This window comes from Paenibacillus sp. SORGH_AS_0306, from assembly GCF_030819345.1.
Lineage (GTDB): Bacteria > Bacillota > Bacilli > Paenibacillales > Paenibacillaceae > Saccharibacillus > Saccharibacillus kyungheensis.
The window spans coordinates 4,221,455-4,236,993 of the sequence record NZ_JAUTBP010000001.1; the positions used below are offsets into that span (position 1 = coordinate 4,221,455).

Genomic DNA, 15,539 nt, shown 5'->3' on the forward strand with positions numbered 1-15,539 from the left:
ATATACGGTAATGTCTGCTTTACAAGCTTACCGGACGATCTTCCGCTGCCGATTGATTAGACGCTTGTACCAGACGAGTAAGATCTACTGCGAGTCCGATATTTTCTGTTGCTTTGGTGCCATTTTGAATATGTGCTACCCATTGTTCAAAAGCAGTCTCACGATCTGCTGGTATCGTCACTTCTTGCCATGCTGTATCGTCTCCTGCACGCAACCATAATTTTTCATCATGCGTACTGTACAATACACTGCCGAGTGTACCATGCACTTCAATCACAAATGGAGAAAATTTATTCACAAATCCAGCTTCTACAATACCGACTCCACCATTGCTGTAACGGAATGTAGTCACTGCATTATCTTCTACTTCTTTGCCTGTCACATAACCGTAATTAGCAGATACACTTTCAGGCATACCCATAAATAGACGTGCTAGATAGACAGGATGACAACCTAGATCAATCAGTGCGCCACCACCACATTCTTGTTTGCCAAAAAAGTGATCCGGTAACCAGCCCTGTGTAGCTCCATCATGAGATAAACGGGTACGCACCAGTGTTAATTCACCCAATACTTTATCTGCTAACAATTGCTGAATCGCCAGTGTATAGCCTGCATTTAAGCGTGGTAAAGATACGGTTAATGTTACATTATGTTTGTTCACTGCTTCAATAATTTGCTCCACTTCATCATTGGTTGGAGCGATAACTTTTTCGGTAAAAATATGTTTGCCTGCTTCTGCTGCATGAATCATTACATCACGATGCATAACAGTAGGAGTGGTGATCACTACACCATCAATATCAGGATTGGCAAACAGTTCATGCAAGTCTTCATAAAACGGAACACCGAGTTCTTCTGCTTTTTTCTGACCTCGCTCTGGAATCTCATCCCATACTGCGACTACTTCGGTATCTGGATGATTTAACGTATCGTTAGTGTAGTCCTGTGCGTGTACATGCCAATAACTTAATATTGCTACTTTGATCATGATTTTCACTCCCACTGTATAATGATTGTACTTTAAAATAGTGACACTCTACCGACAAAATATCATATTTTAGACAACATTTGAAATGAATTAAAATGACATCCCAACTATAAAAAAGCGACACATTATAAATTGGAAAAGATTGCAAAATAAAAAGTGACTCCTGAGGTGGAATCACTTTTTTGTACCATTAGATTCAATTCTGATAGCTGAAGATTAGAAATAGACCGTTTGCCCTGTCTCTGCAGATGTATAAATCGCTTCTAAAATCTCGGATACCACCAAAGCTTGTTCTGGCGTTACAACTGGCTCTGTATCATTAATAATCGCTTCCATCCACAGACGCATCTCCATAAATTCAGGCTTTTCATCATGATCTGAACTATAAAAGGCTACACCACTACCGCCTAGTTGCAGTTCTTTCACATATAAATTGCCCAAATCTTCACCATTGATATGCAATCCATCATTCATATCTGCTCCTGCTTTGGTTCCGCACAGTGTACATTTAGCTTCATCCGGATGACGTACATTCAGCGCCCAACTAGCATCAATCGATATTGTCGCACCGTTTTTCATCGTAATAAATCCGAATGCTGAATCTTCCACTTTGAATTTCTCAGGGTCCCACGGGCCCCATGCATTCGCAGCGTTCGGTGTCTGAGAAAGCTTATGATAGACCGATCCAGTCACTGAATGGACTTCATAATTGTTAAGCATCCAGAGGGTAAGATCCAGCGCATGGGTTCCGATATCGATCAATGGCCCGCCACCTTGTTTGTCTCCATCCAAGAATACGCCCCATGTCGGTACAGCGCGGCGGCGAACCGCATGAGCTTTGGCATGATAGACTTCTCCCAGATCGCCACGCTCACACAATTGCTTGAGCATTAAGCTATCTGGACGGTAGCGATTATTATAACCTACTGTTAACTTTTTACCGGTTGCTTTGGAGACTTCTAACATTTTGCGAGCATCTGCGGCTTTTTTCGCCATCGGCTTTTCGCTCATTACATGTTTGCCTGCTTCCATTGCAGCGATCGCAATTTCAGCATGAGCATCATTTGGTGTACAGACATGAATAACTTGAATATCGTCACGCTTCAACACTTCACGATAATCTTCATAGACTTGTGCATCTGCTGTACCATATTGTTCAGCAAGTGCTTGTGCTTTTTCAGGAATAATATCGCAAAATGCTACCACATTGACATAATCGAGATTCGCTAGTGATGGTAAATGTTTTCCTTGTGCGATTCCACCACATCCGATAATACCTACATTGATGATCTGTTCCATGTGCTTTACCCTCCGTATACGCTAGTCATTTACTGTAACTTGAAGTCATTTTAACATGTCAGTATTCAAATCATACAACAAGATTGCGACAGCATTACTTCAAAAAAGCGACATATTTGCAGATGCTATTTATGGCAGTGTATATGATGCTAGCTAGTCAAAAGTGACATTACTTCGGCTCATACGAAGCAGGCTTCATTTTGAGCTTACGGTAGTCACCGGGCGTCACACCAATAATGCGTTTGAACACACGTCCAAATGTAATTGAGTTGGCATATCCGACTTGAATCGCTATATTCTGAATCGTATCTTCTGTTGAAGATAGTAATTCTTCTGCACGATGAAGGCGAAGTTGTACTAGAAAATCTATAAATTTGATATCCAATTCTGCTTTGAATAAATGGCTCACATGCTTGGGCGTAACATTAAATCGTTCACTCAAATGATTTAGCGATAAATCTGGATTAGCAAAATGATCTTCAATATACGATTTCATTTCACCGATCAACGCATGATAATTGGTCGATTCTCCTGCTTCTACATAATGAGCATAGACCTGATCCAAATATTGGTGCAATGCTTGGTATACTTCTTCGATCGTTTCCGCTTCTGCAATCGATTCAATCGTCCAATTGGCGGTATCTCCGGTTAACAAAAGATCCAATGGTTCAGACATTCCTTCCAATTCGCGGCTTAACATTTGTAAAAGCGATAACACAAGTGAGCGAATACTTTCATCACGCAATGGCTCATTTTCTGCACGATCCAACATCTGCTTCAGATGATCTCGCCATACCTCTTGAGTCAGACGAAATGCTTTGACCAGATCAGCGATATTCTGCAAATAACGATAACTTTCCTGCTCACGACCTTGAGGAAGATCACTGTACATCACTATGCCATCTCGTCCCAGTGTCAGACTATACCCTAACGATTGCAATGCTGATTCATAGGATTGATGCACTTCTGAGATATCGTGGACAGTCACGCCTGTACCCAGTGTAATCGTTAAATGTAAATTATGTTCAACCCATTCCCGGCTATTAGCAGCTAAAGCAAATAAACGCCGATTCCATTGCCGTTCTTCTTCATCTATCCCATAAATAATAATACCGGCACGACGTACACTGATCCACTCCGACCATCCTTGCAATCCTTCTTGCTGTACCAGTTCTTGAAAAACATTGGTCAGTGCCAATTTGAGCGTATTATGTTCTTGCACATTTCCTTTTTCACGAAAAGCGTCATAGTCTTTGATCTCTGCTACGATCACTGCATAGTAAGGCACTTCTGTATACGAATCGGTATGAATCGAAGCAGGAACATACTCGTTGAAAATATGTACATTATGCAGTTCCTGTTGCATACTTTCAGGATATTCGCCTTCGATCCAATTCATAAATAAGCGCCGCCGACGAATAAGAAGATTCTCATGATGTTGTTGTTCGTAATCAATCGTCTGTTCAATCAGACTTTCCAGAGCATGATCGATCAACGATAACTCATCTTTACGTGTCGATTCACCGCCCAATTGAAGCGATTCGATTCGTTCCATCATCACTTGAATGGGCTTATAATTTTTGCGTGTAATATAGATAATATAGACAATCGATACCCCTACGACAAATATCCCAATCAATATCCAGATATACGAGATAACCGATACCCATGCAAATAATTGTCCGGCACGAATGCCACTTTCAAATGTCCATCCTAATCGATCTGAATGCAGAGTTGTGAGCGTTTTGCCATGTTCTGCCTCGCTGAGAGCGGTAGCAGGATAAATCGGTAACCCTGAAGCATCATGCACTTCAAGAAAAGACACTTGTGGATTGAACATCGATGCGATTGTCTGTTGCATCGCATATACACTAATATTGATCACCACTAAACCTTGATCGCCAAAAGGTAACGGCACACGTTTATACATCGTAATCACTTGTTGCTTGGGATCATTACTCATTTCGGCAAATAAGCGTACACTTGACCAACCCCGTTGTTCCGGTGCTTGTAAAGCTTTCTGCACAAAATCACGATCAGCAAAAGCGCTTAATTCTTTAATCCCATGTAACGTTAAAATCCGCTGATCGGCATCCCGGTACATATAGATTGATGCAATCAGTTCATTATTATTTTCGAGCATCCGCAAGCGATCAATCGTCTGATACGTGACTGCTGTACGATCAGCCTGATCGTTATTCAGAAATAAACGATATACATTGGAAGTCTCCAGATCGCTTAATATATCCAGTTCCACTTCACTCACCGATCGTTCTAACGTATCTTTCATATATCCGGTAGAGATTCGATCCGCTTTGGCTGTTTCTTGACGTGAAATTTCATTAATGACTAGAAATGATAAAAAGATCAATATCGAGACAGTTAATAAAAAAATCGGAAAATACGATAGCAACAGACGGCGATACCAGTTTTTAAATAGCAAATGGTCCTCCCCCTTGAATGCTACTGACACAGACAATCTGTTGTGACAACATATCATAGAACATATTTATTATTAGTTTACGCTTTTAGACGTTATTTGTTGAGGGTTATTTTAAAAATAAAATAATCATTGATTAAGATTGAGGAACAGAAGAGGAATAACGGCTCTGCACCGCTACATATAACAATAACAAAGAACCCAGTAAGGCACTAATGACGCAAGAAAGATTCATCGCTTGCGATCCGCCAAGCTCAAGTAAATATCCATTGAGCAAATTACCAATAATACCTGCTATCCCGACAAACACCATATTAAAAATACTTTGTCCGGTCGCTTGCATATGTTTGGATGTAATGCGTGATACATATTCTACTGCCGCAATATAAAAGAATCCGAACGATAAACCATGTAACAATTGTACAGCTAGCATAACCGATGGAACAGGAAATAACCACTGGATACCCCAGCGCAAAATATAAGCAAAAGCCGCTAACAGCAACATTTTCTCATGCCCGATCCGGCGAATCACTCTGGCGGCTATCAACATAGATGGAATATTCGCTGCTGAAGCGATCAGCAATCCTACTCCTGCTAGTTGAAGTGTACCCCCTGCATCTTGAAAAGACAGCACAAAATAAGAATTAAATGCTGTTAACGTCTGATTCACCAACAAGCTACCACCGAGGAAAAATAAAAATAAACGATTCGTTAATAATGTTTTGATTCCTGCACTAATCGATTGATTGAGAATCCGACTCTCATCTGAACGTCGTGGTAACGTGAATGCTAATATTGCCGCTAACACATTGAACAACATAAACGGAATCCAGATCAGCGATACATCATATTGACTGACATACAATCCGCCTAGATAACCGCCAACTGCTGTACCTGCACTCCCGAGAAAACGGATCGCTCCATAGGTAGTATTGGCTTTTTGCGCGGCAACCAGTGCATACGAATCTGCCATAGGCGCTTGGGTCGCTGTAAATACAGTAGAGATCGTATAGACCATAATCAGAATGAGAAAGTACGGGCTTTGATACAAAATCGATAACAATCCTGGAATGGCTACACTTAACAGCAAAACCAATCTCATTTGTTGAAAACGGTCAACGATTAATCCCCATACTGGCTGTACTAGAATCGAGATAAACGTACCAATTGATAGCAACAAGCCGACCTGTCCACTTCCCAGCCCTCCACCTACAAGCATCGAAGATAAATAAGGATTAAATATACCTCCAGCTAGTCCTGCCAGCAAATAAAAGCTACGAATCCGTAGCAGTACATCTTTGGGTGATTGTTCCTCTGTCCATTGATCTGCTAGCCGCTTCGAGGAGTCCCGTATTCCTTTTAATTTAGCACTCCATATCGAGATCATCATCGGCTCCTTTTTGCCCTAACGGCTATGTTTGTAGATTGCTAATGGATGATGTAGTACACCATAGACAGCTCCAAGTGCACCCGCTGTATTGCCTAATACCGCAGGCACTAATTGAGTCTGAATCGGGGTAAAATGACCAATCCGTTGATGTAATTGCTCAATATAATAAGAAGAATCCGCTACACCGCCACCAATAACGACACATTCTGGATTTAGTAACGAAATCATGTTAGCTATTCCTGCTGCCATATAATCGATCGGTACAGTCATAATCTGCTGTGCATCAGGATGCCCTGCTTGAGCCAATCGCAATACATCTACAGCATTCACCTGCTCGATCTGACCGCCTGCATGTTCTACAATCGGATGAGTATGATCTGCTCTATGCTCGGTTAACCATTGTCTTGCATATACACCAATACCTGTACCTGACGCATGTGATTCGAATCGTCCAAATCCCCTGACTATTCGCTGTGGCTGACGATACCTGTTCTGGCTGATGATCGACCACCAAATAAGAGACTTCACCGGCGGTATAATCCGCACCACGAAACAATTGATGATGCAAAATGATCGCTCCACCGATTCCTGTGCCTACTGTGAGCATAATCAGATGCTTTTTCCCGATGCCTGCACCTTGCCAGTGTTCTCCAAGAGCCGCTACATTCACATCATTATCCAGATAAAGAGCACCCTCATAAAAAGGTTGAATCTGTTCTAGCAATGACACTCCATCTAACGGTAATGCAGGAATATGAGTGATAACACCTGTCTCAATATTGACTGCTCCCGGAAGTCCCATTCCTATCCCTTCAACATCTATTATCGTGCGATCGATCGTAGCCAGTAGCTGATCCACCTGTTCAAATAACAAAGTAAAAAAAGTTGACGGTTGCTCTGCTTGTATCGTAGGTTGTTTTTGTTGTGCTAGTATAGCTCCATTCCGATCTGTTACGATCATTAATGTTTTGGTTCCACCGATATCAATACCGATCATCAAGCCTACAGTCATTCTTTTTCCCCCTGCTCTGCAAATAACATCTTACCGCCAACGACTAACATATCTTCTCGTATATATTGAAATGCTCGATGAATCCCTGACCATGCGGCTCCTTGAATAACCCCTTTGCCAGTTAACATCGTTGTCGTTAATTGAGGGCATACCGGAGCATACTGCTCCATCTGCTTCTGAATAGTAGGGATAAATACATCTGCATACTCTCCAATCTCACCACCAAATACAATCATTTCAGGTGCTAACATCGATGCTAGATTGATCAGAGATAGTGATAATTGTTGACCGTATTGCTCGATAATGTTGTGTGCATCAGCATTGCCTTGACGCGCTTGATTCATCAGCATCTGTATATCCCAATGACGAATAGTATCTGCTGTATCCGAATCAGAATGAGAGTCACTATACTGCTGAATAAGACGACGAATCCCAGCACCACCGATCTGTTCTTCTAAGCGCTCATTATCTCCAGCCCGGGAAAGGCATCGTCCCATTTCACCTGCTGATCCAGATAATCCACGATATAATTTACTGTCGATCATAATTCCTGCACCGACACCTTCACCCAAAGACACATAGACCATATGCTCTACTGATTGAGCGGCACCATATTCTTTTTCAGCGATAGTTGCCAGATTCACATCATTATCAAGTAGGATTTCACAAGGAAACAAAGAAGCTAATGAAGAAGAGGATAATACCGAACGATATTGTTCAAATTGAGGAAGTAACGTATGAATCGTTCCATTTTCAGGATGTACTACTGCTGGAATCCCTGCTGACAAAAAGCGTACATGATCCCATCCGATATTTGCGTCTGCAATCAACCGATCCATATGCTGTTTGAGATGTTCTAACATATCCTGCCCGTTATACGAAGCATCAAGAGGAAAATGCCCTGTCTGAATAATATTCCCTGCTAGATCTGTTAATCCGGTGCGAATATAATCTGCTCCGATATCAAGTGTTACAATATAAAATACAGTCGGATTAAATGAAAGCAATTGCCCTTTGCGTCCCTGCTGATGGCTATCATCCTGTCCTATTTCTGCAATTAATTGATGTTGCAATAAATTCTGCACCGCTGAAGAGACTGTAGGCTTACTCAAGCCTGTACGCCGACTAATCTCTGCTCGTGATAAGCTATCGTGTTGCACAATCACTTCCAAAATCAAATATTCATTCAGATTGCGGATCATTTGCGGATTGCCGATAGATAGTAACATGACATGCTCCTTTGAACTTTTTTTGTAATTAGTAAATGTTCTTTACTAATGAGTTGACAATAGTATACGTCGGCTTGAAGATGCTGTCTAGCGTATTTAAATAATTTAAAATAATAGATTTAATTACAATGAATTAAAGATAAAATTAAAACAATATTTGACCGTAAGATATTATACATGTAAAATTATTTAATTATATAATGAAAATTCAATAAAACTTTTTTTTTATGGCTTAATTTAAGAGAACAGGAAGAAATTCATAATTTTTCCTATAGAAATTATGGATACTAGTACAATTGAAAAGGGAGGTTAGTTAATGAAAAGAAATTTAAGACCGCTAGCTTTAGTTTTTATTATTATACCTATCCTTTTCGTTCTATTTTTAAGTTTTGATAGTGAATTCTTAATTCCAAAAGGATATGACTTGGCGATAGATGGATATGTAGTATCTCGAACTCTTATCATTATTTTCAGTTTTCATCTATTAACTAAATTAGGGTACTTTATCTTAGAAACAAAAAAAAAGGACTAGTCTTAGACTAGTCCTTTTTTTTAAGAGTTTTGTAATGAATATTCTCCATATTGAGGTATTCTTATTGTATAATAATTTGTTGCTTCAACCTTTCTTGTTAGATCATTTACTTTTTGTCTAGTACCACTTTCGACTTTATATCTCACTCTATAAGCCATATAAACTTTTTTGTTTGGTCCTACATTTAATACATACGCTTTAGCACTAGTGATACTTTTACCAAAAGAAAAACCTAAGCCCTCAACACCACCAGTTATCTCTGTACCAAATGTAACACTGTCATTCGATTCTATATTTCCACCCGATGTATTAAAGGTAGATATATTATCAGATACTCTTCTGTAGGGAGACCAATTTTCATATGTAGTAACGTTAGTTTTTGTATAAATATATGAAATGATTGGTTCACGTGGAGTTATTTCGGAACCTTTGCGTACATCTTTTCCTGGATCAATAAAAGGTACAGCGCTCGACTTCGGATCTAAAACTTTTACTTCAGGTTTTGATAAATCAGACTTAGTCTGGTCGTCTGCTGTTTGATCGGTTACTATTTCTGAATCTATTGAGCTTGCAAAACTAAATGATGGGGTCATTAAAGAAACAATAAATAAGAGTAAAATAGTTATTCTAGTTAACCTGTAAAACGTTTTCATGGATAAACCTCCCTTTAGTAGTATATATAAGTATATTTTACATATTGTTTATTATCAAGCTTTTTAATTTTTATTTTAACTATTTATTATTTAATTAATTATATAGCCTAATAGTATATAATTTTTACTACGATTTTGATCCATATTATTTTCAAATACACTATTAATGCAAGTAACAAACAAAAGGATTGAAAGGTTAAAATAAAATTTAGAAATAAAAAAGCTATTTCACTGCATCTATACAGTAAAATAGCTTTAGCAAACTATCGAAAAGAGGTTAAATGATGATTTTACATAAAGGTGAGTTTTTGTTCCGCCAGGGAGAACATGGTGGGCTTTATCATATTACAAGCGGACTTTTCAAAATTGTACGTCTGCATGAAGATGGCAATCATATTTTATTTAATATTATTGTGCCCGGTGAGACCATTCCGCATCATTCGTTAATTAGCCCGATGGCGTATCACGGTACAGCGATTGCGTTAACGACCAGTGAAGTCGAACCGATTCCTGCTACAGAATGGTATGCTCAATTGGAACGTGAACCGCTTCGCTATCGTGATATTGCGATACAACTGCAAGACAAACTACGTATGATGCAACAACGGATAGATCAATTAACCCAGATTGCTCCAGCCGACAAATTGACTCATTTACAGAGCTGGTTCCAGAATTATCTAAGCGATATTCCGATTACTGATATTTTGACTCAAGATGAGATTGGACAATTAATCGGGGTACGACGGGAAACGGTAAATCGATTGTTACGAGCACAGATCAAACATATATAATCCAATAGATCATGATAATCACATCAACTTCTAATTATCTGTTTACACCTATTGTACTTCCATATGAAGATCGCCTGTTTTGGCCCAGCCTATTTTTTTGAGTACATAATACAGCACCAACGTAATGATTGCTGGTAATAACACGCCGATCATGAGATAGACGATAAAGGCGCTTGCTCCTTGTGTTGCCAAAATATTTAACGGTGCAATCATCGAGTTCAAGCCTAATCCTGCTAATTCATACGAAGCTTGAAAATGGAATACCAGTGTTGCAATCGGAGCGCAAATAATAGCTGCGATAAACGTAGGTAACACCAACCGCGGATTTTTGACCAGATTCGGAAATTGTACTTTTGGCGTAACTAGAATCTGTGCTATAATTCCGCCTGCATCATTTTGGCGAGCAGACATTAATGTAAATCCAACAAACTGTACCGTACAACCAATCAATGCCGCTGCACTAGAGACTGGATCTAATTTCAAAGCAATCGCAATCGCTGCTGAGGATGCAGGAGACATTAACAATATACTCCATACTAATGAGATCGCCATCGAAGCCAAAATAGGAGAGCCCTGTACAGATTGAGTAATACCTGCGCTGATCGTAATCAACAATGGAGTCACTACTGCTGCCAGCCCTGCTCCGACCAAACCGCCGACAAATACAGCTCCTAACGGAATCGCCATCATATCAAGCTTGGTACGTCCGGTGATTCGCTTCCCTACATATGTAGCTACAATCGCTGCCAGTACAGCACTGATCGGTTGCCCGGGAACTAATGTCATGCCGCCTTCTACATTGAGATGAAGTGCTGCTCCACCAATCGTACTTGCTATCATGGCACTAAAAAGAACCAGTGTATTGCCACCCAATTGAAAAGCAATCCCTGCGCCTAATGCGGGAGCAAGCAATATTTTTGCAACCGATCCGATAGCGATCAGTGTGTCCCATCCAAGAAATTTACCAAATGTCTCGAAAAGTAATCCAATTCCCAGTGTAACGAGAACCGCATTTGCCATTCCTGCTGAAGCTTTGTACATCCGACTAACGACATATTCTTTCATTTGCTACATACTCCTCTGTGCTCCATGCGTGTAATGGTCAAACTGATTATTAGTTATCCTAACACTATCATTTTGATACTGTAAATCATATATTTTCAGAAATACCTATTTTCGATGAAAATGTTCATAATGTTGCAATTCATTTCAGCAGTGAATATCACAAAAAAAGCCATCCCCAAGGAAAGATAGCTTTTCAAAATTCAGATATACGTTTATTAGACAGTGATATCTAGCAATCCGCCTACACCCATATCAGCTGTACTGCGTTTTGCTTTTTCTTCTTCTTGTGTTTTGCGAACAGCTTCTTGTACATCTTTGAGCGATTGAATCGCTGCTTTGGCTGTTGAACCGGTACTGCTTGTAGAATCAGTTGAATCGGTAGAAGCTGTACCCGTATCTGACGAATCGCTACCACTTGACTTGGCACTCGCTTGAGCGATTTGGCGCTCGATTTGTTGAATCTGTTGTTGCACTTGTTTGATTTGTTGTTCGCTGTCTTTTTTATCTGTACTGCTTTGTAATTTGGTTAATTGTGCTTGTAGCGCTGTTTTTTGCTTTTCAAGTGCACTCGTGTCTGTTGTCGTTGCAGTAGAAGCTGCCTGGTAAGCACTTGATGTTACTGATGAAATATTCATAGGTATTACCCCTTTGTCCGATAGATTACCCCTTTCTTGTTCATTATTCCCTGCATGTATTATCGGCAGTTTATGTCACTTTGTGTATAGTGATATTGTATATGTATACATGTATTTAAGGAGGTTATAAAGATATGACTGATCATTCTGTCCAAACGTATTATTTTGAAGCGAATCATGGAATACCCAATCATCCAACATTGCCTGTACTACTGTATCCACAAGCACTGCAATCTAAGCCGACAGATACTGAATCTATTTTCAATCAGAATCATTGGTTAAATAGCTGGACAAACGGTGTATTTAATTACCATCATTATCATAGCAATGCACATGAGGTATTAGGCGTGATCAGCGGACAAGTTACTGTTCAGCTAGGCGGAGAAGAAGGTCAATTATTCACCATGTATGCAGGTGATGTCGTTGTTCTACCTGCGGGTACAGGGCATAAGCGTATATCTGCTAGTTCTGACTTTCGCATTGTTGGCGCTTATCCTGACGGAATGTCTTACAATACTCGCACAGCGACAGAAACAGAAAAAGAACATGCGACAGCTTTAGCTGAAATCTCGCATGTTCCTCTTCCGAAAATGGACCCTATATACGGATCACAAGGACCACTTTTACAATACTGGCATTCTGTCTAATTAGATTTTGAAGCGTTGAATCAATTGGTTCAGACGATCTGCACTATCATTTGTTTTCTTCGCTTCTTCTGCAATTTCATTCGCTTTGTGAACTACAACTGTTGTTTTGTCTGCAATCTCTTCTGTGCCTTCAGCAGACTCATTGTTGGAGATCGAAATTTCATTGATCGCTTGAGCTAGATTCTGTACAGAAGCACTTAATTGTTCACTGGTTGCGCTAAATTCAGACACCATACGGTCGATATACGTCGCATCATTCATATACGATTCGCTAGTTTTGTTCATCATTGCATAATCTTCTGAAATATTGCCTGCTAGTAGACCGATTAGACGTTGTGTAAAGTGCTGTAAGTTGCCTACAGAATCGGTTACGTTGTTCGTAATCACTTGAATCTGACCAACAGTGTCTTTAGAAGCATCCGCTAATTTGCGGATTTCTTCTGCCACTACAGCAAATCCTCGACCCGCTTCACCCGCTCTTGCAGCTTCAATCGAAGCATTAAGCGCTAGTAAATTGGTTTGTTTAGTAATCTGTAGGATCGAATCGCTTAACTCTTTGATAGTATCTACAGATTTGGATTGTTCTAGAGCTTCATTTAATCCTATTTTCACTTCTTCATAGACTACGCCAGTTTCAGCAACCGATTTTTCCAAAGCTACTTTGAAATCAGTCGCACGTTTACTAATAATATTTGCTTCTTCTGCACCTTCTTGCGCACCTTTAGCAATAGACTCAATCGCTTTTTCAAATTCTTCGGTTGACGCATTGATTTGTTGTGCAGAAGCGGCTGTTTCTTCCATACCAGCAGACATATTTTGTGTTGTCGCTGAGACATCATGCAACTCTTTGTCCATATCCATAAACATCGTATGCGCTGTATTACTTGCTTCTTTTAGCTTTTTAGATTCTTCGCTAACCGATTGAACCACTTGCTTGGTAAACTGGTGCATCCGGTTCATTGAACGAATCAGTACTCCTGTTTCACCTACACTATTTTCATATTGCATAGGCAATGTTTGCGAGTAGTCTCCTTGAGACATCATTTCTAATTGTTCGGAAGCTAGACGAATCGGTTTGACAATACTGCGTACGACTAGGAATAGAACTACCAAAGCAATCAATAGAGCAATAATCGTAATCACGATAATCGTTGTTAAAATGCTATATAGATCACTCATATAACTGCTAACCGGTAAGAACGTTACTACATTCATTTTGAGAACATCATCTTTTACAAACGAAGCTAGATAATGTACTCCATCAATCGTTACATACCCTGTACCATTTTCAGCAGTCGTAATATTTTGCAGACCATCTTCATTATTCAATTTCGTAAAGTCTGTTTTGAGCACTTGGTTCGCATCTTGTGAGGCGATAACTACCCCTTTATCATTGGTCACGATAGTACTAATCGTTTGTTCTTTTTCTTTTTCAGTAATTCCGTCTAGTAATATATTGATATTCAGTGGAAGAGCAAATACGTTTAACACTTTATTGGTAGTCGGGTTTTTGACAGGTTCAACAACTACGATAACAGGGTTACCGGTAACTGGTGAAATCTGAGTATCCGATACCATCGGATTGCCACTTTCTAGCACTTGTTTGTACCACGGTGAAGTCGAGATCAAGTCGGTACCTTGAGATTTTCCAGCAAGACCATCCAAGAATACTTTGTCTTGATACGAGAAAAATATATTTTCATACAATCCATTTGAATTTTGCAATTTTTCATTAAGGTTGCTTTGAATACGATTGAAGTTAGTTGTATTCACTACGCCTGTTGCGGTAAGATTTTGAAAAAAGTCGACATTGTAAATTTCTTTAGCGATTGAGCTAGCTAATGTTTGTTGAGCTGCTACAGCCATTTGAAGTTCAGTAACTTTCTCATTGGCTACACGTGTTAATGAATTGGTGTTCATCGACTCATACGAACGAGTGGTCATAATTCCTACAGTAACAATAGAAACCAGCATAGACAATATAATACATACAGCAGCAATAGATAATATCCGCGAGAACAGACTCCCGGTTATATTTCGAAATAATTTCATAGTAATGATTAACTCCTCTTAATATAAATTCTGATTGATACTCTATGTGACTAACGACAGGTGATTAAATCACTAATTAAAAGACTAATTTAGCCTTTTATAGAATAATAGACTAATAATAATACTTTTTTCGACATTTAATAATCTATTAGGATTAGTTCTTAATAACTATATATATTTTAATATATACTTTTTTTCGACATTTGAATCACTATTGTTTATATTTTTTTCTAATTTAATTCATAAAATTAAATTTTGCGTGACTTAATTTTTATGTAACTTCTTTTATAAAGGGCTTACATAATATAGAAATACGAGCAAAACGTTGTTACAACAACGTTTTATCTGCATGTAAATATTGTGTCATACTCGTAGCCATTGCTATAAAATTTAGAAACCTTATTGTGTATCTTTCGTAAAAAGTAGAGATGAAGAGGAGAAACAACGATTTTTAATGCAGATATGTTAAACGTTTATCATGCCATATGACCTACTTCATCTTTATTCATGTGACAGCAATACAAATAATAACTAAAAAAGCACATAAAGGAGCTAACGATTATGGGTATTCTGAAAAGTATTATCAAGCAAATCATTTCATCTAAAAAAAATCGTCGTCGTTCGTATAGCAGTAGTGATCGTTATCGTCGTGGAGGATTCCACAATCAACATGGACGTGGTCATTATCGGGGGAAGCGTTCCTCTAGTTCGTACAGCAGTAGCTAATACCGCTATCATGTTCTTATGTATATTCAGCTATCTTCACATCACAAATATCCCGTTCAGTCTATCGTAGATACATC

General features: G+C 39.1%; 14 protein-coding genes. 3 read left to right on the forward strand and 11 right to left on the reverse strand.

The window, feature by feature from the left end:
- Window positions 1-19 precede the first annotated feature (19 nt).
- The 8 genes from QE450_RS18670 to QE450_RS18705 all read right to left on the reverse strand — a co-directional run bounded on the left by QE450_RS18670 (window position 20) and on the right by QE450_RS18705 (window position 9,546).
- Window positions 20-991, reverse strand: coding sequence for a Gfo/Idh/MocA family protein (locus QE450_RS18670; RefSeq protein WP_307301220.1), 972 nt, complete (start codon window positions 989-991; stop codon window positions 20-22).
- A 216-nt stretch (window positions 992-1,207) separates the two neighbouring features.
- A complete protein-coding gene (locus tag QE450_RS18675) occupies window positions 1,208-2,290 on the reverse strand; it encodes a Gfo/Idh/MocA family protein (RefSeq protein WP_273614021.1) in 1,083 nt (360 codons plus the stop codon).
- Window positions 2,291-2,459: 169 nt separating this feature from the next.
- Complete coding sequence (locus QE450_RS18680) at window positions 2,460-4,733, reverse strand: helix-turn-helix domain-containing protein (protein WP_307301224.1); 2,274 nt, start codon at window positions 4,731-4,733, stop codon at window positions 2,460-2,462.
- A gap of 133 nt (window positions 4,734-4,866) precedes the next feature.
- Window positions 4,867-6,117 carry an MFS transporter gene (locus QE450_RS18685; protein ID WP_307301226.1) on the reverse strand — a complete coding sequence of 417 codons (1,251 nt, stop codon included), beginning with the start codon at window positions 6,115-6,117 and terminating at the stop codon, window positions 4,867-4,869.
- 18 nt (window positions 6,118-6,135) lie between these two features.
- Entirely contained in the window at window positions 6,136-6,621 is a 486-nt protein-coding gene (locus QE450_RS18690) for an ROK family protein (protein WP_307302763.1), read from the reverse strand.
- Entirely contained in the window at window positions 6,503-7,132 is a 630-nt protein-coding gene (locus QE450_RS18695) for an ROK family protein (RefSeq protein ID WP_307301227.1), read from the reverse strand. The genes QE450_RS18690 and QE450_RS18695 overlap by 119 nt, the downstream gene beginning before the upstream one ends.
- Window positions 7,129-8,361 carry an ROK family transcriptional regulator gene (locus QE450_RS18700; RefSeq protein ID WP_307301231.1) on the reverse strand — a complete coding sequence of 411 codons (1,233 nt, stop codon included), beginning with the start codon at window positions 8,359-8,361 and terminating at the stop codon, window positions 7,129-7,131. The genes QE450_RS18695 and QE450_RS18700 overlap by 4 nt, the downstream gene beginning before the upstream one ends.
- 552 nt (window positions 8,362-8,913) lie before the next feature.
- Window positions 8,914-9,546, reverse strand: a complete 633-nt coding sequence (locus QE450_RS18705) for a hypothetical protein (protein WP_307301232.1) — start codon at window positions 9,544-9,546, stop codon at window positions 8,914-8,916.
- A 284-nt stretch (window positions 9,547-9,830) separates the two neighbouring features.
- Here QE450_RS18705 and QE450_RS18710 point away from each other — a divergent pair, with 284 nt between their 5' ends.
- On the forward strand, window positions 9,831-10,337 hold the full coding sequence (locus tag QE450_RS18710; protein ID WP_273614026.1) for a Crp/Fnr family transcriptional regulator: 507 nt from the start codon (window positions 9,831-9,833) through the stop codon (window positions 10,335-10,337).
- Window positions 10,338-10,385: 48 nt separating this feature from the next.
- Here the strand turns inward: QE450_RS18710 and QE450_RS18715 are convergent, their stop codons facing one another.
- Together QE450_RS18715 and QE450_RS18720 are read right to left on the reverse strand one after the other, a co-directional pair.
- Window positions 10,386-11,402: a PTS sugar transporter subunit IIC gene (locus QE450_RS18715; protein WP_307301234.1), complete on the reverse strand. Its 1,017-nt coding sequence runs from the start codon at window positions 11,400-11,402 to the stop codon at window positions 10,386-10,388.
- Between the two features lie 215 nt (window positions 11,403-11,617).
- Window positions 11,618-12,037 (reverse strand): FlxA-like family protein, encoded by a 420-nt coding sequence (locus tag QE450_RS18720; protein WP_273614028.1) that lies wholly within the window; start codon window positions 12,035-12,037, stop codon window positions 11,618-11,620.
- Window positions 12,038-12,171: 134 nt separating this feature from the next.
- On the opposite strand from QE450_RS18720, the gene QE450_RS18725 reads away from it, so the two are divergent.
- Window positions 12,172-12,684 carry a cupin domain-containing protein gene (locus tag QE450_RS18725; RefSeq protein WP_307301238.1) on the forward strand — a complete coding sequence of 171 codons (513 nt, stop codon included), beginning with the start codon at window positions 12,172-12,174 and terminating at the stop codon, window positions 12,682-12,684.
- Here the strand turns inward: QE450_RS18725 and QE450_RS18730 are convergent, their stop codons facing one another.
- A complete protein-coding gene (locus QE450_RS18730) occupies window positions 12,685-14,736 on the reverse strand; it encodes a methyl-accepting chemotaxis protein (protein ID WP_307301240.1) in 2,052 nt (683 codons plus the stop codon). It lies immediately after the preceding gene.
- Between the two features lie 561 nt (window positions 14,737-15,297).
- Here QE450_RS18730 and QE450_RS18735 point away from each other — a divergent pair.
- Complete coding sequence (locus tag QE450_RS18735; protein ID WP_273614031.1) at window positions 15,298-15,462, forward strand: hypothetical protein; 165 nt, start codon at window positions 15,298-15,300, stop codon at window positions 15,460-15,462.
- Window positions 15,463-15,539: the final 77 nt, after the last annotated feature.